This is a genomic window from Kribbella sandramycini (assembly GCF_013131805.1).
GTDB lineage: Bacteria > Actinomycetota > Actinomycetes > Propionibacteriales > Kribbellaceae > Kribbella > Kribbella sandramycini.
The window spans coordinates 628281-647331 of sequence record NZ_JABJRC010000002.1 but is presented as its reverse complement, the minus strand read 5'-3'; the positions used below and the strand labels follow the sequence as shown (position 1 = coordinate 647331).

Here is a 19051-nt window from a genome sequence, read left to right as displayed (position 1 = left end):
CACGATTGTTGCGTTTTGCCACGATCTTCGACACGGTCGTAAGGCAGTACCCCCGACCAGACGAAACGGAGGCGCGCCGAAGCGAGGCGTGAATCACCTGTGGCGATCGACATCGACAGCCCGGCAGAACCCCTCGACACCGATCAGCATCCCGCACTCGCGGTACCACCACCGCCCGGCAGCCGAAGTCGCGGCGCCGGGCTCGACCGGGTCACCTTCGGGATCACCGCGGTCGTCGCCCTGGCCTTCGTTGCCTGGGGCATCATCGACGCCGCCGGCCTCGGCACGGCGTCCACCTCGGCGCTCGGCTGGGTGGAGAAGAACACCGGCTGGCTGTTCGTCCTGCTGGCCTCCGGGTTCGTCGTCTACGTGATCTGGCTGGCGGCCGGCCGGTACGGGCGGATCCCGCTCGGCGCGGATGACGAGCAGCCCGAGTTCAAGACCGTCTCGTGGGTGGCGATGATGTTCAGCGCCGGTATGGGGATCGGTCTGATGTTCTTCGGCGTCAGCGAGCCGCTGTCGCATTTCGTCGCTCCCCCGCCCGGGACGACGCAGGCCGAGACCTCCGAGGCGCTCGAGACCGCGATGGCGACCACACTGTTCCACTGGACGCTGCACCCGTGGGCCATCTATGCGGTGGTCGGGATCGCCATTGCCTACGGCACCTTTCGGCGCGGGCGCTCGCAGCTGATCAGCTCGGCGTTCCAGCCGCTGCTCGGCCGGCGGACCGAAGGCCCGATCGGGAAGATGATCGACGGGCTTGCGATCTTCGCGACGCTGTTCGGATCGGCCGCCTCGCTCGGGCTGGGCGCCTTGCAGATCGGCTCCGGGGTGCGGATCCTCGGCTGGCTCGACACGACCGGGAACGCCGTCCTGGTCGGCGTGATCGCCGTGCTGACGGCCGCGTTCGTCGCGTCCGCGGTGTCGGGGGTCGCGAAGGGGATCCAGTGGTTGTCGAATATCAACATGGTGCTGGCCGTCGTCCTGGCGCTGTTCGTGTTCGTGGTCGGGCCGACGGTGCTGATCCTCAACCTGGTGCCGACCGCGATCGGCGACTACTTCCGCGACCTGGCCGACATGGCCGCGCGGACGGAGGCGAGCGGCGGCGACGCGATGTCCGAGTGGCTGTCCGGGTGGACGGTCTTCTACTGGGCCTGGTGGATCTCGTGGACGCCGTTCGTCGGGATGTTCATCGCGCGGATCAGCCGCGGGCGCACGATCCGGCAGTTCGTCACCGGCGTACTGCTGGTGCCGTCGCTGGTCAGCGTGCTGTGGTTCTGCATCTTCGGCGGGACGGCGATCGACATCCAGCGCGGCGGGACCGATATCGCCGGGCAGTCGACGACCGAGGGTCAGTTGTTCGGGATGCTCGACCAGATCCCGTGGCCGGCGGTCACGACGACGCTCGTCGTCCTGCTGGTGGCGATCTTCTTCGTGTCCGGCGCGGACGCGGCCTCGATCGTGATGGGGACGCTGTCGGAGCGCGGCGCGATCGAGCCGAAGAAGCCGCTGGTCGTGTTCTGGGGTGTGCTGACCGGCGCAGTCGCGGCGGTGATGCTGCTGGCGGGCGGCGGTGGTGCGGACGCCTTACAGGGCCTGCAGAACGTGACGATCGTGGCCGCGCTGCCGTTCGCGGTCGTGATGGTCGGGCTGGCGGTCGCCTTGGTCAAGGATCTGCGGACGGACCCGTTGATGCTGCGGCGTGCGATCGGCTCGGAGGCGGTCGAGGCGGCGGTGATCGAAGGGGTCAGCCAGCACGGTGACGACTTCGCGCTGGTGGTGGAGCCCACCAAGGAGGAATAAATTGAGTTCTCAACTATATTGTTGAGGGTATGACTTCGACACCGGTGCTGTACCTGAGCCATGGCGCTCCCCCGCTGGCCGACGACCGCCGCTGGACTTCCGAACTGGCGGCGGTCTCGGCCGGGCTCGCCCGCCCGACCGCGATCCTGATCGTCTCCGCGCACTGGGAGGCCGCCCCGCTCACGCTGGCCGCCACCTCCACCGTGCCGCTGCTCTACGACTTCTACGGCTTCCCGCAGCGCTACTACGAAGTCCAGTACGCCGCTCCGGGCGCACCCGAGCTCGCCGACCAGGTCCGCAAACTGCTGCACTCCCCCGGCACGCCCGTCTACGACGACCCGAACCGCGGTCTGGACCACGGCGCGTACGTCCCGCTGAAGGAGATGTACCCGGACGCCGACATCCCCGTCCTCCAGGTCTCGATGCCCACCCTCGACCCCACCGAGCTGTTCCGCCTGGGCCAGAAACTCGCCCCGCTGCGCGATCAGGGCGTCCTGATCGTCGGCAGCGGTTTCACCACCCACAACCTGCGCGAGATGAACTTCGCCGCCGGCGCCGACGCCCCCGCCCCCACCTGGTCCGCCGAGTTCGACGCCTGGACCCGCGAAACCCTCGCCACCCAGAACGTCGACGCCCTCCTCGACTTCCTCCACAAAGCCCCCGCCGCCACCCTCGCCCACCCCCGCACCGAACACTTCGCCCCACTCTTCGTCACCCTCGGCGCCGCCACTCACCTCGCCACCGCCCGAACCGTCGTCGACGGCTTCTGGTACGGCCTCTCCAAACGCTCCTGGCAGATCAGCTAGCGGTCTTCGGCGTGGGGAAGGTTGCCAGGGTTGTGGTGCCAATGCTGGAGAGCCAGACGGTGCCGTTGCGTTCGCGGACGCCGGTGGGCATGCGGAAGTCGGGGTGTTTGGCGCGGAGGTCGTGGATGAGGTCGCCGGATTCGGTGTAGGCCTGGATCTCGATGATGTCGGCGGGTTTGGGCTGGAGGGCGTCGGGGAGGGCCCAGACGAGTTTGCGGAGGAGTGGGGGTTTCGGGAGCAGGGCGTCCAGGAGGGTGTTGCGAGGGGAGCCCAGGGTGACCCAGATGAGGCCGTCGGAGCCGGTGGAGATGTTGTCGGGGAGGCCGGGGATTCGGGTCAGGAGGGCCGGCTCGGCGTCCGGGGTGGTCAGGTCGAGTTGGTAGACGGCGTATGCGGCGGTTTCGGCCCAGTAGACGGTGGTGGCGTCGGCGCTGAGGGCCACGCCGTTGGGGAAGGCTCGGTTGGCGGCCAGGCGGGTGACGGCGCCGTCGGGGGTACGGCGGTAGAGGCTCCCGGTCGCGGAGTGCTCGAGGAGGTCGGCCTTCCAGTGTTCGAAGCTGAAGCGGGTCGACGAGTCGGTGAAGTAGATGGTGCCGTCGGGGGTGACGGCGGCGTTGTTGCAGAAGCGCAGCGGGACGCCGTCGACCGCCGTCAGCAGGGTCGCGATGCGGCCGGCCTGGTCGAGGGTGAGTAGACCGCGGTTGGCGTCGCAGATCAGGATCTTGCCGTCGGGCAGCCACTCCAGGCCGAGTGGGCGGCCGCCGGTGTCGGCGAGGGTGGCGATCGTCGTACCGTCGGCGCCGACGCGCAGGATGCGGCCGTCGTTCAAGCCGGTCAGGACGCTGCCGTCGGCGTCGATCAGCGCGTCTTCGGGGCCGAGCCCGGGGACGGCGACCGTCGTGACGTCGAAGCCGGACGGGTGCCGGACGGGATCGGCGGGCGGCGGAGTCCAGCGGACGGGCGCGATCGAAGGCTTCATGCACCGACCCTACTAGGAGTCAGAACGCCCGCACACAACGCGACAACCCGGACCGGCCACAAGGGCCGATCCGGGCCGGGTCGCGCTGATTCAGAAGATGACTTCGCCGCGGGCACGCCGCGCGCGGAGCTTCTCCAGGGCCTCTTCGAGGATCTCGGCCGCCTCCGATTCGGAGCGCCGCTCCTTCACGTAGGCCAGGTGGGTCTTGTAGGGCTCGATCTTCGTCGGCGGCGGCGGGTTGTTCACATCGGTGCTGGTCGGTAGACCGCACCGCGGACAGTCCCACGCCTCCGGGACGGCGGCGTCGACGGCGAACACCGTCGCCGTCTCGTGCCCGTTGGCGCAGAAGAACACGACGCGCTGCCGGGGCGCGGTGTCGCCGCGCTCCGCCTCGCCCATCGGTCCGGCGCCGACCCGGCTGCCGCGAATAGCACTACCACCACCAGCCACGGGAACCTACTCCCCCTCAGCCGATTTTGTAGAGCAGGCCGAGGGCCACGATGGCGGCGAACCAGATCAGGCCGACGCCGATCGTGATGCGGTCCAGGTTCCGCTCGGCCACCGACGAGCCGCCCAGGCTGGACGACACACCGCCACCGAACAGATCCGAGAGACCACCGCCACGGCCTTTGTGCAGCAGCACGAGGAGCGTGAGGATGAGGCTGCAGACGATCACTACGATCGAGAAAGCGAGAATCACGAGGAGTAGCCTAACTGAAGGTCCAGGTAACGGCAGATGCCGGCGAACTCGTCCACCTGGAGGCTCGCACCCCCAACGAGACAGCCGTCGACATCCGGTTGGGCCATGATGCCACCTGCGCTGGCCATCTTCACCGATCCGCCGTAAAGAATCCGTACCGAGTCGGCGACCGAGGGTGAAATCGTCTCCTCGATCCGCGCGCGGATGGCGGAGTTCACCTCCTGCGCGTCCTCGGGCGTGGCGACCTCGCCGGTCCCGATCGCCCAGACCGGCTCGTAGGCGATCACCAGCTTGCGGACGTCGTCCTGCTTCAGACCGGCCAGCCCCGCGTCGACCTGGGCCAGCACATGCTCGACCTGGCCGTTCTCCTTGCGGACCTCGAGCCCCTCGCCGACGCACATGATCGGGATCAGGCCCGCCTCGAGCGCCTTCGCGGTCTTGGCGTTGACCAGCGCGTCGTCCTCGCCGTGGTACTGCCGGCGCTCCGAGTGCCCGGTCAGCACGTAGGTGCAGCCGAGTTTGCTCAGCATCGCCGCCGAGATCTCGCCGGTGTAGGCGCCGGACTCCTTGGTGGAGACGTCCTGGGCGCCGTACTTGATCTTCATCCGGTCGCCGTCGACGAGCGTCTGCACGCTGCGGATGTCGGTGAACGGCGGCAGCACCGCCACCTCGACGCGCTCGAAGTCGTGCTTCTTGTCCTGCAGCGTCCACGACAGCTTCTGCAACAGGTGGACGGCCTCAACGTGGTTGAGGTTCATCTTCCAGTTGCCCGCCATCAAGGGCGTACGGGCAGCTTCTGCCATCTCGTCAGTCCTCTTCCAGTACGGCGAGTCCCGGGAGCTCCTTGCCCTCCAGGTACTCGAGGGATGCGCCGCCACCGGTGGAGATGTGGCCGAACGCATCGTCGGCGAAGCCTAGCTGCCGGACGGCCGCAGCGGAGTCACCGCCACCGACGACACTCAGGCCAGTCACCTCGGTCAACGCACTCGCGACGGCCTTGGTTCCGCCCGCGAACGCAGACATCTCGAACACGCCCATCGGGCCGTTCCAGAACACCGTCTGCGCGGCGGCGACCTCGGCGGCGAACGCCTTCGCGGACTCCGGGCCGATGTCCAGCCCGAGCTGGTCGGCCGGGATCGCGTCGGCGGCGACGACCGTGGCGGGCGCGTCGGCCTTGAACTCCGGGGCGACCACGATGTCGGTCGGCAGCACAATCTTGTCGCCGGCCTCCTTGAGATAACCGCGGACGACGTCCAGCTGGTCCTCCTCGAGCAGGCTCTTGCCGACCTCGTGGCCCTGGGCCTTGAGGAAGGTGAAGACCATGCCGCCGCCGATCAGCAGCTTGTCGGCCTTGGCCAGCAGGTTGTCGATCACGGCCAGCTTGTCCGAGACCTTGGCGCCGCCGAGGACGACGACGTACGGCCGCGCGGGCTCCTCGGTCAGCTTCTTCAGCACGTCGACCTCGGCCAGCACCAGGCCGCCGGCCGCGTGCGGGAGCTTGCGGGCGACGTCGTACACGCTGGCCTGCTTACGGTGCACGACGCCGAAGCCGTCGCTGACGAAGACGTCGGCCAGCGCGGACAGCTCGTCGGCCAGCTGGTCGCGCTGCGCCTCGTCCTTGCTCTCCTCGCGAGCGTCGTACCGGACGTTCTCGAGCAGCAGCACCTCGCCCTCGTCCAGGTCCTGCACGAGGGACTGCGCGTCGTCGCCGGTGACGTCCTTGGCGAAGTGCACGGTGATGCCCTCGGGCTGCAGCAGCTCACCGAGCCGCTTGGCGACCGGGGCCAGCGTGTACGCCGGGTTCGGCTCGCCCTTGGGGCGGCCGAGGTGCGCGGTGACGATCACCTTGGCGCCGGCCTTGGCCAGCCGCACCAGCGTCGGCAGCGAGGCGCGGATCCGGCCGTCGTCGCCGATCACCTCGTCCTTGATCGGGACGTTCAGGTCGGAGCGCACCAGCACGCGGAGACCGGCGACGTCGCCGAGATCTTCGATGGTCTTCATTGAGCTTCTTTCATGACAACGTCCGGAGAACCGGGGCGGACCGCGGTTCCCCGGACGTGACGGGTTTCAGAGGATCGTCAGAGCGACTTGCCGACGTAGTTCACCAGGTCGACGAGGCGGTTGGAGTAACCCCACTCGTTGTCGTACCAGCCGACGACCTTGACCTGGTTGCCCAGGACCTTGGTCAGGCCCGCGTCGAAGATGCAGGACGCCGGGTCGGTGACGATGTCGCTGGAGACGATCGGGTCCTCGGTGTAGCGCAGGAAACCCTTGAGCGCACCTTCGGCCGCGGCCTTGACGACGGCGTTGACCTCCTCGGCGGTGGTCTCACGGCCGACGTTCACGGTCAGGTCGGTGGCCGAGCCGGTCGGGACCGGGACGCGCAGCGCGTAGCCGTCCAGCTTGCCCTTGAGCTCCGGCAGCACCAGGCCGATCGCCTTCGCGGCGCCGGTCGAGGTCGGGACGACGTTCAGCGCGGCGGCGCGGGCGCGACGCAGGTCGCTGTGCGGGCCGTCCTGGAGGTTCTGGTCCTGGGTGTAGGCGTGCACGGTCGTCATCAGGCCCTGCTGGATGACGAACTCGTCGTGGATCGCCTTGGCCATCGGGGCCAGGCAGTTCGTGGTGCAGGACGCGTTCGAGATCACGGTGTGCTTCTCGGCGTCGTACAGCTCGTGGTTGACGCCCATGACGACGGTCAGGTCCTCGTTCTTCGCCGGGGCGGAGATGATGACCTTCTTGGCGCCGTTGTCGGCGTGCGTCTTGGCCTTGGTCGCGTCGGTGAAGAAACCGGTCGACTCGATCACGATGTCGGCGCCGACGTCCGACCACTTCAGGTTGGCCGGGTCGCGCTCGGCGAAGGCCTTGAAGCTGTGGTCGCCGACGGTGATGTCGGTGTCGGTCGCGGACACGTCACCGGGGAACCGGCCCAGGATCGAGTCGTACTTGAGCAGGTGGGCGAGGGTCTGGTTGTCGGTCAAGTCGTTGACGGCGACGACCTCGATGTCGGCACCGGACGCCTGCACGGCGCGGAAGAAGTTACGGCCGATCCGGCCGAAGCCGTTGATACCTACGCGTACGGTCACGGGACTACGTCTCCTCGAACTAGCGTTCCAGCACTGCTCTTCACCCCGAACACTAGCCCAACCGCCCACCGGGCCAACTGGTGCTATCCACAGCAGACCACCCCCGGCGAGCCGGCAATCGTGGTCCAGACCAGCCAGGCACGAAAGGACCCCGGGAAACTCCCGGGGTCAATCGATGAATACCAGTTGGCCGGCAGGTGCTGCTCAGGCCGGGTCGAGCATCTCCGGCGTCAGGTTCGCCTCGGTGTTCGGGATGCCGAGATCGGAGGCGCGCTTGTCGGCCATCGCCAGCAGGCGGCGGATCCGGCCGGCGACAGCGTCCTTCGTCAGCGCCGGCTCGTGCAGCTGGCCGAGCTCTTCGAGGCTGGCCTGCTTGTGCTCCAGCCGCAGCTTGCCCGCGACCTGCAGGTGATCGGGGACGTCGTCGCCCAGGATCTCCAGCGCGCGCTCGACCCGGGCGCCGGCCGCGACCGCGGCACGCGCCGAGCGGCGCAGGTTCGCGTCGTCGAAGTTGGCCAGCCGGTTCGCCGTGGCGCGAACCTCGCGGCGCATCCGGCGCTCCTCCCAGGCGAGGACGGACTCGTGCGCCCCGAGCCGGGTCAGCAGCGCGCCGATCGCGTCGCCGTCCCGGATCACCACGCGGTCGACGTTACGCACCTCGCGGGCCTTCGAGCCGATCCCCAGCCGCCGGGCCGCGCCGACGAGCGCGAGCGCCGCCTCCGGCCCCGGGCAGGTGACCTCCAGGGACGACGACCGCCCGGGCTCGGTCAGCGAGCCGTGCGCCAGGAAGGCGCCGCGCCAGGCCGCCACCGCGTCACACGAGGCGCCCGACACGACGGCCGGCGGCAGACCGCGGACCGGACGGCCCCGGTTGTCGACCAGGCCGGTCTGCCGGGCCAGCGCGTCACCGTCGCGCACGACGCGGACGACGTACTTCGTCTGCTTGCGGATCCCCGACGGGGAGATGACGACGACATCCGACGGGTGGCCGAAGATCTCGGCGATGTCCTTGCGCAACCGGCGCGCCGCGGCGCCGCTGTCCAGCTCGGCCTCGACGACGATCCGGCCGGAGACCAGGTGCAGACCGCCCGCGAAGCGCAGTACCGACGAGACCTCCGCCTTGCGGCAGCAGGGTTTCGTCACCTGGATACTGGTCAGTTCGGACTTCACCTGTGCTGTCATCGCCATAGAAGGCATCCTCCCACCGTTGTCAAAGACCCTCGGGCCGAAACCCGGAGCAAACCTCCAACGCTGCCCGGATCGCCTGCGTTACGCGAGCTCACCGTCGAGGAACGGCAGCAGCGCCGCGGCCGACCTGCGTCCGTCGTGCAACTCCCGGACGTAGCGCGGCCCGGCGGCGGCGATCTTCCGGGCCCCGTCACGTTCGTGGACGAGCCGCTCGATCACCTCGGCCAGATTCTCCGGCGTTGCTTCCACGATCGGCAGGTCCAAGGGCAACAGCTTCCGGATCCGGTCCGGGACGTATCCCACGGTGACTCGCCCGGCGGCCATCGCCTCACAGGCGGATACGCCGTACAGGCCGAGCAGCAACTGCTCGACGACGATGTCGGCGTTCCGCACCATCTCGGTCAGTTCCGCATGCGCGACGTTCTGCACCCGCTGGTACTTGATCAGACCACGCGCGTCCAGGCCGGTCAGTACCGGATCGATGTACGACGAGCCCTTCAGCGCACCCGAGGTCGGAGCGTGCAGAACCACGGGGACCTTGCGATCGAGCACCGGACGGTTCGATGCGAAGCCCTCGACGTCGAGCGCCAGCGGGAGCCAGATGCCGTTGTCCACGAACTCCAGCAGGTCCGGTGTGGAGACGAAGACCGGGCCCTGGTAGCTCACCAGGTGGCGGCGGAGCATGTCGTTGGCCGTCTGCAGCCGGTGAGTCAGCTCGTCGTCCGGGTTCCGGAACGGCGAGTGGCGATGGCGCTCCCGGTGCCGGGCGGGGTCACGAATCTCCGAACCGTGGAACAGCACCGCGTGCCTGATCCCGGCCGCTTCGAGGACCGGTACCTCGGCGGTCCACACCTGCCCGCGGACCGCGCCGAACATCGTCCGGCCGGCCTCGAAGATCACGTGGGTGACATCGCGCAGCACCTGCCCGGTCAGGTCCAGTTGCCACCGCAGGTCGGAGCGGTACTGCTCCTCGGTCGCGCTGCGGTGCACCGGGAAGCGGAACGCGGCGCTGCGGATCGACAGTGACTCCGCCGTGATGCCCTTGAGGTTGCGCTCGGCTGCGGTCGCCCACTGGTAGGCCTGGCCGGCGCTGTTCAACGGTCCGATCAACAGGTGCCGTTCGGTCTTCGCGGGGTCCTCGGCGGCGACGTCGACCCGCCGACCGGTCAGGTCGGCGTACAGGGCACGCAGCTTCGTCGCCTGCCCGGACCACCGGAAGTCCTGCCAGGAGGGGGCAGCGACCTGCTCGCGGTAACCGGCCAGATCGCCGAGCACGGACCTGACCTTTGCCACCAGATCGTTGGCGTCGGCCGCGACGAAGACCTGGCCGATCCGTGTCCGCTCGACGAGTTCTTTCAGGCTCGGCATGTCGCTGACGACCACCGGCAAGCCCGCAACGGCGTACTCGAAGAGCTTGGCCGGCAGCACCAGTTCGTCACTCGGGCTACGCAGGCTGGGAATCAGGCCGATGTCGGCGGTGCGCAGGAATGCGACTACCTCCTCCGGCCGGACCGGATCCAGGCAGTGCAACCTGTCGCCGGCGCCGACCTGGGATGCCTGTACCTGCAGTGCGCGGACTGCAGGGGCCGCGACCGCCGGCACGCAGATGACGGCCAGATGCGCATCCGGCAGGTCGACCAGCGCCTGAACGGCGGTCTGCAGACCTCGGGAGTGGGTCACGCCGCCGCTGTAGGCCAGCAGCGGCACGTCGGGCGCCAGGCCGATTCGTCCCCGGATGTCGGGCACCTCGAGCGGAACCGCAACAGGATCAGCAGAGCTCATCACGACGGCCGGCTCGCGCCGCAGCCGGTGCTCGCGTTGCAGCCGGGTGGCGATCGCCGAGCTGCTCGTGATCACCCGGTCGACGGCTTCGATGTACTCCGCCTCGTGCTTCGCCCAGGCCGCGACGGATCGCCGGGCCCGAGGGCCGTACCGGGGCAGCCCGGCGACGTACTCGTGGGCGTCGTAAACGACATCGAGGTCGTGGCCGCGGAGCTTCGCGCGACCGGCGGCGCGAACCGCGACACCGATCACGTGCACGGTGTGTGCGTGCACGACATCCGGCTCCAGGCAATCGATCAGCTCACCGAACGCCGTCTCCAGGTCGAGCGCCTCCGGATACAGCGTGCGCCATGGCACCGGCCAGGGCAGCCGCTCGGCCATTCCGTCGTACGCCCGCCAGCCGGACTTGAACGCCTTGTCGGTCGCCGTGCCGATGCGCCTGCGCGCCAAGGCCGCCCGCTGTGCCACCTGCCAGCGCGCCCTGCGGAGCAGTCGAGCGGCGACGCCGGCCTTGAACGTCAGCAGGTTGCCTTGACCGGACCTCAGCCGCCGGATCGCGGTGCCCGAGTCTGCCTTGATCTCCATCAGCGCGGCACGAATCCGCTGGTCGCGGGCGGCGTACGTCGAACGGTGCCGGTAGCCGACCAGCGGTGGGCGCCAGTCCCGGCGCGCCTTGCGGCTCCGTTCGCGCTCCTCCCGCAGCGGGTACGGCACCGCGACCCGCACGATCGTTGCGCCCCCGACGGCCTCCTTGGACGGCAAACCGTCGGCTGCGACACCGAGCACGGTCACCTGCGCTCCGGTCCCGGCCAGCGCCGCGGCCTCGTTGCGGACGCGGCTGTCGTGGGCGACGTCAGTTGCGACCACCATCACGACCCGCAGGTCGGTACTGCCGGGCATCTCTTCTCCTGAGTGATGTCGCTTCATCGGGCCTGGTCTGCTCCGGTTGGTTCACACGCCGAGGACGGCGCGGATCTCCTTCTCCCACCGGTCGTGCTCGGCAGGGACGGAGGCTCCGAGGCCGGTCCCCAGGAGGTCGGCGTACAGCGCCCGCAGCCGGTCGGACTGCGACTCCCACGACACCTCCGTGAGGAGGTCGGGCTGTGCGACGGCTGCGCGATATGCGGCAGGCGCGGCCAGTATCTGGCGGACGGCGACCGCCAGGTCGTACGGATCTTCGGCCGTGAAGACCTCACCGACTCCGGTCCGGCCGACGAACTCGTGCAGGCTCGGCATGTCACTCGTCACCACCGGCAAGCCGGCGAAGACGTACTCGAAGACCTTGTTCGGCAGTGCCATCTCGTGACTGGGGAAGCGCAGGATCGGGATCAGGCCGATGTCCGCCGTCCGCAAGAAGGGCACCACCTGCGCCGGCGCCACCGGTTCGAGGTAGTGCACGCGATCCTCGACTCCGACCTTCGCCGCCAGCTTCTTCAGCGCGTCCACCGAGCGCATCGCAACCGTCGGCACGCAGACGACGGCGAGGTGTACGCCCGCCAACTCGGGTAACGCCTCGACCGCGGTCTCGACACCACGGGCGCGGGTGATGCCGCCGGAGTACACCATCAGCGGTGTCTCGTCCGGCAGGCCGATGCGCTCCCGGATGCCGACCACCTCGGTGCCTGTGTCGCCGTCGCCGGCCAACCGCGGACTGTTCATCACCACCGCCGGTTCCAGCGGCAGCCGGTACCTCGTCCGCAGGGTCCGCGCGATCGCCGGGCTGACCGTGATGACCCGGTCCATCTGCCGGATGTACTCCAGTTCGTGCTGCGCCCAGGCAGCGATGAACCGCGGCGATCGCCCCCCGTACTGCGAGAGGCCGGGCACGTACTCGTGCGCGTCGTACACGGTCTTCACCTCGCGGCCGCGCAGGGCGGCCCGCCCCGCCGCACGGGCCGCGACACCGATGATGTGCATGTCGTGCGCGTGGATCGCGGCCGGCTGGATCCGGTCCAGCAGCGGCCCCAGCATCGCCTCGTAGTCGTAGGCCTCCGGGATCTCGGTCCGCCAGCTGACTCCACGGTCGTCACGAGCCATCCGCGCGTCCCACTTGCTCCAGGCCCCCTTGGCCAAGCGGGCCTGCTGCCGAGCGAGTTTCGTCCGTACCTGGACACTCAGCTCGGCCACCCGCAAGCGCTTCTGCGCGAGCAACCGGCGGGCGACGCCGGCCTTGAACGACATCGTGCCGATTTGCCCGGTCTTCCGTAGCCGCACCGCGTGCCCGGAGGCCGCCTTGACGTCGGCCAGGACGGCGGTGATCCGCGCGGAGCGCGCGGCCAGCACTGCCATCGGCTCGCCGGCCAGCAACCGCCGGGACCGCCGGAGCCCGCGGCGCCTGGCCCGCTCGTCGCGCAGGACGAAACGGCCCTCGACCAGCACCCGTACGACGCCGTTGTCGAGACGCTCGACCGTGGCCGGGCCACTGGCCGCCACCCCGAACAACGTGACCCTGGCACCGCATCGCGCCAGCGCGTCGGCCTCCTTGAGCACCCGCGTGTCATTGGCCGTGTCGTTGGCGACGACCATTGCGACATGCGGCGCGATCACTTCCGCGTCTTCCGTCAACCTTGCTCCATTCCGGCCCGTACCAGCGTTCGGGCAGGTGTCATCGACCACCGGCCGGTCGGCTCGACCGGCGCTAGGGTTGTCTGCCATGCCCCTCGTGCCCCAGCGGGTACTAAACGGCGTCCCGAGGCGAACAGGTTGCCCGGAGTCCGGAACCCGGATGCGGTCTCTCATTTGCCGTGCCGTGGTGAGCTCGTCCGGGCCGGGCCACGGAGTCTCGCCGTCGCTGCAACCCAGGGCAGGGCCGGTTGCGTTCCTTCGGCGACAAGTACGGAAGGAGGGGCATGAGAGCACGAGACGACGCGGAGTTCACCGAATTCGCCGCGAACGCGATCCGCCCACTACGACGAACGGCCTACCTGATGTGCGGTGACTGGCACCGCGCCGAGGACGCCGCCCAGGACGCACTCGTCAACGTCTACCGCCGCTGGAACCGCATCGAGCGGCTGGGCGGGCTGAACAGCTACGCGCACCGCTGCGTGGTCACCGCGGTCCTCGACCAGGCGCGGAAACCGTGGCGGCGTGAACACCTGGACCAGACCGACGACTCGGCTCTGGTGCTACCGGACCTGGTCGGCGGGATCGACGACCGGATGTTCGTGATCGAGGCGCTCGGCGCGCTGCCGCCGAGTCAGCGGGCGTGCGTCGTCCTGCGCCACTACAACGACCTCAGCGTCGAGCAGACCGCCGACATCCTCGGCGTCAGCCCGGGCGGCGTGAAGAGCCAGACCTCCCGCGGCCTCGAGCGCCTCCGCCAGCTACTCGCCCAGACCGAAAGGAGCGCCCTGTGAGCAACGACATCGAACGCCTGCTGGCTGCCGCCGCCGACGACACCGACCGGCCGCTGCACACCGACCTCGACAACATCCTGGCCCGCGGACGGCGCTCGGTCCGTCGCGGCCGCATCGCCATCGCCTCGGCCGCACTGGTCAGCACCGCGGCCCTCGTCGGCGGCGTCACCGCCTGGACCGGCGCCGTCGCCGGCGCCGCGGACCCGGCCGGTATCACCGTCGACAACTCGACCGGCGTCGTCACCGACAACGAGTCCGGCACGAAGGCCGTCCCGCCGCCGCCTGTCAGCCCGCTCTCGGACGCCGAGATCGTCAAGCGGTGCAAGCGCTGGGACTCGGAGGCCTTGACGAGACACAACAGCGTCGGCAACGGCGACGACAAGGCCGGACCGATCAACGACCGCTGGAAGGTCATCCTGAAGGTCGGAGACCAGACCAAGCTCGACGCGATGCTGATGTCACCCGACCAGTCGATCGTCTCGCGCTGCACGTTCGGATCCGAACTTCGGACGGCATTCGCAATGCGCCACTACACGAAGAGCTCGGTGAGTGCGGCGGAAGATGCGGACAAGTCTTCGATGGGCGGGCAGCCCGAGACCGTCGAGAGCCACTCTCGGATCCCGGCGCCGAACGTCGCCCGAGTCCTGGTGGATGTCTTCGGGGAGAAGGCGCCGCGCGAGGCACGGGTGAGCTCTGACGGGTACTTCAGCGAAGGTGCTCCCGACTGGATCGCGTGGGAGAAGGTCGATCCCACCGATCAACCCAAACGTGTCCAGGGACACCCCCGCATCCAGCGGGTGCGGGCGTATGACGCGAAGGGGAAGCAGGTCTACGAGTGGAAGTACACCCCGCATCGCTGAGTTTCAGACCAGGAGCTCGCGGTAGAGCTTGGTGAGTTTGTCGGGGGCGTGGTGGAGGTGGCGGTCGTCGTCGGCGATGTCGGCGACGACCAGCTCGGCGCCGAGGGACTCCGCGGTGCGGCGCAGCGACTCCGGGTCGGGGACGTGGCCGATATCGGCGAGGACGACGTCGATGCGGAGGTCGGGGGCGTGGGCGGCGAGGACCTCGAGGTGGGTCTCGGGTGAGAAGCCGGCGGTTTCGCCTTTCTGCTCGCCGAGGTTGAGGGTGAGCAGGCGGCGCGCGCTGGTCTGCTCGAGGCCGCGGCAGAGCGCGGGGACGAGCAGGTTCGGGATGACGGACGTGAACCAGGAGCCGGGGCCGACGACGACCCAGTCGGCCTCGGCGACCGCGACCAGGGCCTCGGGGCAGGCCGGCGGGTCGGCCGGATCGAGGGCGACGTCGACGACGTGGCCGTCGGTGGTCGCAACCTCGGCCTGACCGCGGAGCTCGGTGATCGCCTCGGGGTGGGCCGGGTCGAGGCCGAGCACCCGGGCGGTGATGTCCAGCGGGACGGCGGACATCGGCAGCACGCGGCCCTGGGCGCCGAGCAGACGGGCGACCCAGTCGAGACCGTCGACGGCTTCACCGAGCAGCTCCCACAGGGCGACGATCAGCAGGTTGCCGACCGCGTGGTCGTGCAGCTCGCCGTTACTGCGGAAGCGGTGCTGCAGGACGTCGGCCCACGTACGGCCCCACTCGTCGTCGCGGCAGAGCGCAGCCAGGGCCATCCGCAGATCGCCCGGCGGCAGGACGCCGAGCTCCTGGCGCAACCGGCCGGACGAGCCGCCGTTGTCGGCGACGGTGACGATCGCGGTCAGCTGATCGGTGACATTGCGAAGTGCGGAGAGGGACGCGGCCAGCCCGTGTCCCCCACCTAGTGCGACAACTCGAGGAGACCTCGTCACTCGCGTCCCAGATCACGGTGTACGACCAAGGTCGGCGACCCTTTCTCACGCAGCTTCTTGGCGATCTGCTCGGCCATCGCGACACTGCGGTGCTTACCTCCGGTGCACCCGATCGCGACGGTGACGAAGCGTTTGCCCTCGTTCAGGTACCCCGTCCGCAGGGTGTCCAGCACGTCCACGTAGTTCTGCAGGAACTGCTGGGCCAGCGGATGGCCGAGCACGAAGTCTGACACAGGTTTGTCCTGGCCGGTCATCGGGCGCAGGTCGGGCTGCCAGTACGGGTTCGGGATGAAGCGCATGTCGGCGACCACATCGGCGTCCACCGGGATGCCGTACTTGAAACCGAACGAGACCACGGTCGCGCGCAGCTCGGCGTTCTCCTCGTCGCCGAAGGCGTTCACGATCTTCGCGGCGAGCTGGTGGATGTTCATGTTCGAGGTGTCGATGACCAGGTCGGCGCCGGCCCGGATGTCGCCGAGCAGCTCGCGCTCGCGCTGGATACCGGTCAGCAGCCGGCCCTCGCCCTGCAGCGGGTGCGGCCGGCGGACGCCCTCCTGCCGGCGCACGATCACATCGTCCGAGGCCTCCAGGAACAGGGTCAGCGGCCGGTAGCCCTTGATCCGCAGGTCGTGCAGCGCCGAGCTCAGCTCGTCGAAGAACATCCCCGTCCGGACGTCGACGACGACCGCGAGCCGCGGCTGGGTGCCGGTGCCGATCGTCTGCTCGACCATCGTGGTCAGGAACATCGGCGGCAGGTTGTCGACCACGAACCAGCCGAGGTCCTCCAGCACGTCCGCGACCGAACTCCGCCCCGCGCCGGACATCCCGGTCACGATGATCAGATTGCCGCTCGTGTCGTCCATCAGTTCTCTGTTCTCCCTGGATCCCCGTCGGGCGTCCCGGCAGCTGCGGGGACGTCGTCGTCCAGTATCTCGCCAGTTGTCATGTTGACCGACGGCGCCCGGCCGGTTTCCGCCTTCGTTGCCGCAGCGTTAACCGCCAGTACGACGGACTCCGCCGTCCGGCGGCCGAAACCGGGCAGCTCGGCGACCTCGTCGATCGTCGCCGACCGCAGCTTCTTCAGCGAGCCGAAATGCCGCAGCAGCGTCTTGCGGCGCACCTCCCCCAGCCCCGGGACGTCGTCCAGCACGCTCTCGACCATCGACTTGGAGCGCCGGTTGCGGTGGTGGGTGATCGCGAACCGGTGCGCCTCGTCGCGCAGCCGCTGCAGCAGGTACAGGCCCTCCGACGTGCGGGAGAAGATCACTGGATCCTCGTCGTCGGGGATCCAGACCTCCTCCAGCCGTTTGGCCAGCCCGCAGACCGGGATGTCGCCGAGCCCGAGCTCGTCGAGCGCGGCCCGCGCCGCGGCGACCTGCGGCGGGCCGCCGTCGACCACGACCAGACTCGGCGCGTACGCGAACTTCTTCGCCCGGCCGGTCTCCGGATCGACCAGGTAGGCCGTCGGGTCCTCCCCGTCGGGGATACCGGCCCGGTCCTCGATCATCCGCTTGAAGCGCCGTGTCAGCACCTCGGCGATCGAGGCGACGTCGTTCTGCCCGTCGACGCCCTTGATCACGAAGCGGCGGTACTCGCTCTTACGGGGCAGGCCGTCCTCGAAGACGACCATCGAGGCGACCACCTCCGTCCCTTGCAGGTTGGAGACGTCGTAGCACTCCATCCGCAGCGGGGCCTCGGGCAGGTCGAGCCCGGCCTGGATCTCCTCCAGCGCCTGGTTGCGGGTGGTCAGATCGCTGGCCCGCTTGGTCTTGTGCATGGTGAGCGTCTGCAGCGCGTTGCGCTCGACGGTCTCCATCAGGGCCTTCTTGTCACCGCGCTGCGGGACCCGGATCGCGACCCGGGTGCCGCGGGTCTCCTCCAGCCAGGCGGTCAGCGCGTCGACGTCGTCCGGGATGGTCGGGACCAGGATCTCGCGCGGGATCGCATCGCCCGAGTCGCCGGCGTAGGTCTGCTGGATGAACCGGGAGACCAGATCGCCGGTGGTCGCGGAGCCGTCGGCCTTGTCGGCGATCCAGCCGCGCTCACCGCGGATCCGGCCGCCGCGGACGTAGAAGATCTGGACGGCGACCTCGAGCGGATCTTCGCTCAAGGCGATCACGTCGGTGTCGGTGCCGTCGCCGAGGACGACCGCGTTCTTGGCCAGGGCCTTCTCCAGCGCGGCCAGGTCGTCGCGGATCTTCGCGGCCCGCTCGTACTCCAGCTCGACCGCCGCGGCCTGCATCTCCTTCTGCAGCCGGCGCACGTACGTCGCGGTCTGGCCGGACAGGAAGGCCGCGAAGTCGTCGACGATCTGGCGGTGCTCCTCCTGCGTGACCTGGCCCGTGCAGGGCGCGGCGCACTTGCCGATGTAGCCGAGCAGGCAGGGCCGGCCGATCTGGCGGTGCCGGTTGAAGACGCCCTTGCTGCACGAGCGCATCGGGAAGACCCGGAGCAGCAGGTCGACGGTCTCGCGGATCGCCCAGGCGTGGCTGTACGGGCCGAAGTACCGGACGCCTTTCTTCTTCTGGCCGCGGCCGACCATCACCCGCGGATACTCCTCGTCGAGGGTGATCGCGAGCCACGGGTACGACTTGTCGTCGCGGTACTTCACGTTGAACCGCGGGTCGTACTCCTTGATCCAGGAGTACTCCAGCTGCAGCGACTCGACCTCGGTGCCGACGACCGTCCACTCGACCTTGGCCGCCGTCGTCACCATCGCCTGTGTTCGCGGGTGCAGGTTGACGACGTCCTGGAAGTACGACGACAGGCGGGCGCGCAGATTCTTCGCCTTGCCGACGTAGATCACCCGCCCGGCGGAATCGCTGAAGCGGTAGACGCCGGGTGAGTCGGGGATCGACCCCGGAGCGGGGCGGTAGGACGATGGATCAGCCACTCGACAACCCTAGTTCGGGCCGCCGACAAAACCGGAATTCGGCCGGAGTCTCCACTGCTACTTCAATGACAGACTTGAAGGCATGACACTCGACGAACTGGATCGGCGGCTGCGCTCCGGCGCCGGCGTCCGCGTCCTCGAGGCGCAGGACGATCTCTTCTACCTCTACGACCCGGCCGGCAACCTCCCGCCGGAGCGGCAGCAGCCGTTCGCCACGATCGTCACCGGCGATCACTACGAGCAGGTCTCCCGGCTCGGCGAGCCCGGCGCCTGGCGGCTGAACCTCGGCCTGACCAAAGCGACGTACACGGCGCTGTTCGGCGCTCCCCCGACCGAACGCGACGCCGACTGGGTGCTCGACTCCGGTCACGACTACGCCGCGCGCGACGTCCTGATGCCGCATCCCTTCTACGCCGCGCAGTACTGGGTCGCGATCGTCTCCCCCACCGCCGTGGACGCGGCACTGCTCACGGAGGCCTACGAGTTCGCGGCCCGTAAGTACGCCAACCAGCAGGCCAGGCACACAGTGTGAACGTTGCGGTCGTGTTGCGGCTTGGGTCATAAGGCGCGGCTGACCCCCGGATGGGATGAGCGCGATCCGTAGCGTGTGAACCAGGGTAGATGCGCAGGTCCTTTGCGTGAGGCAACCAGGCCTT

Annotated in this window: 17 protein-coding genes; 5 read left to right on the top strand and 12 right to left on the bottom strand. The window is 69.2% G+C overall.

What is annotated here, in order from left to right; translation table 11 throughout:
• The first annotated feature begins 99 nt into the window (after window positions 1–99).
• Both HPO96_RS10455 and HPO96_RS10450 read left to right on the top strand, forming a co-directional pair.
• A complete protein-coding gene (locus tag HPO96_RS10455) occupies window positions 100–1803 on the top strand; it encodes a BCCT family transporter (protein WP_171673155.1) in 1704 nt (567 codons plus the stop codon).
• A gap of 29 nt (window positions 1804–1832) precedes the next feature.
• Window positions 1833–2609, top strand: coding sequence for a dioxygenase family protein (locus tag HPO96_RS10450; RefSeq protein ID WP_171673154.1), 777 nt, complete (start codon window positions 1833–1835; stop codon window positions 2607–2609).
• Here HPO96_RS10450 and HPO96_RS10445 read toward each other — a convergent pair.
• From HPO96_RS10445 to HPO96_RS10405, 9 genes are all read right to left on the bottom strand, one after another.
• A complete protein-coding gene (locus HPO96_RS10445; protein ID WP_171673153.1) occupies window positions 2602–3588 on the bottom strand; it encodes an SMP-30/gluconolactonase/LRE family protein in 987 nt (328 codons plus the stop codon). The two genes, HPO96_RS10450 and HPO96_RS10445, sit on opposite strands and share 8 nt — an antisense overlap.
• Window positions 3589–3678: 90 nt before the next feature.
• A complete protein-coding gene (locus HPO96_RS10440) occupies window positions 3679–4038 on the bottom strand; it encodes an RNA polymerase-binding protein RbpA (RefSeq protein ID WP_171673152.1) in 360 nt (119 codons plus the stop codon).
• 16 nt (window positions 4039–4054) lie between these two features.
• Window positions 4055–4288, bottom strand: coding sequence for a preprotein translocase subunit SecG (gene secG / locus HPO96_RS10435; RefSeq protein WP_171673151.1), 234 nt, complete (start codon window positions 4286–4288; stop codon window positions 4055–4057).
• Window positions 4285–5091 carry a triose-phosphate isomerase gene (gene tpiA, locus HPO96_RS10430; RefSeq protein ID WP_171673150.1) on the bottom strand — a complete coding sequence of 269 codons (807 nt, stop codon included), beginning with the start codon at window positions 5089–5091 and terminating at the stop codon, window positions 4285–4287. The genes secG and tpiA overlap by 4 nt, the downstream gene beginning before the upstream one ends.
• A 4-nt stretch (window positions 5092–5095) precedes the next feature.
• Entirely contained in the window at window positions 5096–6289 is a 1194-nt protein-coding gene (locus HPO96_RS10425) for a phosphoglycerate kinase (RefSeq protein WP_171673149.1), read from the bottom strand.
• Between the two features lie 77 nt (window positions 6290–6366).
• On the bottom strand, window positions 6367–7371 hold the full coding sequence (gene gap, locus HPO96_RS10420) for a type I glyceraldehyde-3-phosphate dehydrogenase (protein WP_171673148.1): 1005 nt from the start codon (window positions 7369–7371) through the stop codon (window positions 6367–6369).
• 204 nt (window positions 7372–7575) lie between these two features.
• Window positions 7576–8559 carry a DNA-binding protein WhiA gene (whiA, locus tag HPO96_RS10415; protein WP_171673147.1) on the bottom strand — a complete coding sequence of 328 codons (984 nt, stop codon included), beginning with the start codon at window positions 8557–8559 and terminating at the stop codon, window positions 7576–7578.
• A gap of 81 nt (window positions 8560–8640) precedes the next feature.
• Window positions 8641–11241 (bottom strand): glycosyltransferase family 4 protein, encoded by a 2601-nt coding sequence (locus HPO96_RS10410; protein ID WP_171673146.1) that lies wholly within the window; start codon window positions 11239–11241, stop codon window positions 8641–8643.
• Window positions 11242–11292: 51 nt separating this feature from the next.
• Window positions 11293–12906 (bottom strand): glycosyltransferase family 4 protein, encoded by a 1614-nt coding sequence (locus HPO96_RS10405; protein ID WP_171673145.1) that lies wholly within the window; start codon window positions 12904–12906, stop codon window positions 11293–11295.
• A 284-nt stretch (window positions 12907–13190) separates the two neighbouring features.
• Here HPO96_RS10405 and HPO96_RS10400 point away from each other — a divergent pair, with 284 nt between their 5' ends.
• Window positions 13191–13697, top strand: a complete 507-nt coding sequence (locus HPO96_RS10400; RefSeq protein ID WP_171673144.1) for a SigE family RNA polymerase sigma factor — start codon at window positions 13191–13193, stop codon at window positions 13695–13697.
• The gene (locus HPO96_RS10395) at window positions 13694–14557 is read left to right on the top strand and encodes a hypothetical protein (protein ID WP_171673143.1); all 864 of its coding nucleotides are present in this window, start codon (window positions 13694–13696) and stop codon (window positions 14555–14557) included. The genes HPO96_RS10400 and HPO96_RS10395 overlap by 4 nt, the downstream gene beginning before the upstream one ends.
• A 3-nt stretch (window positions 14558–14560) precedes the next feature.
• Here the strand turns inward: HPO96_RS10395 and HPO96_RS10390 are convergent, their stop codons facing one another.
• The 3 genes from HPO96_RS10390 to uvrC are packed head-to-tail and all read right to left on the bottom strand — an operon-like array spanning window position 14561 to window position 18395.
• Window positions 14561–15502 carry a uridine diphosphate-N-acetylglucosamine-binding protein YvcK gene (locus HPO96_RS10390; RefSeq protein WP_171673142.1) on the bottom strand — a complete coding sequence of 314 codons (942 nt, stop codon included), beginning with the start codon at window positions 15500–15502 and terminating at the stop codon, window positions 14561–14563.
• The gene (rapZ, locus tag HPO96_RS10385) at window positions 15499–16365 is read right to left on the bottom strand and encodes an RNase adapter RapZ (RefSeq protein ID WP_171673141.1); all 867 of its coding nucleotides are present in this window, start codon (window positions 16363–16365) and stop codon (window positions 15499–15501) included. The genes HPO96_RS10390 and rapZ overlap by 4 nt, the downstream gene beginning before the upstream one ends.
• Window positions 16365–18395, bottom strand: a complete 2031-nt coding sequence (gene uvrC, locus HPO96_RS10380; RefSeq protein ID WP_171673140.1) for an excinuclease ABC subunit UvrC — start codon at window positions 18393–18395, stop codon at window positions 16365–16367. The genes rapZ and uvrC overlap by 1 nt, the downstream gene beginning before the upstream one ends.
• A gap of 82 nt (window positions 18396–18477) precedes the next feature.
• Between uvrC and HPO96_RS10375 the strand changes: the two genes are divergently transcribed.
• Window positions 18478–18927: a DUF6194 family protein gene (locus HPO96_RS10375; RefSeq protein WP_171673139.1), complete on the top strand. Its 450-nt coding sequence runs from the start codon at window positions 18478–18480 to the stop codon at window positions 18925–18927.
• Window positions 18928–19051 lie beyond the last annotated feature (124 nt).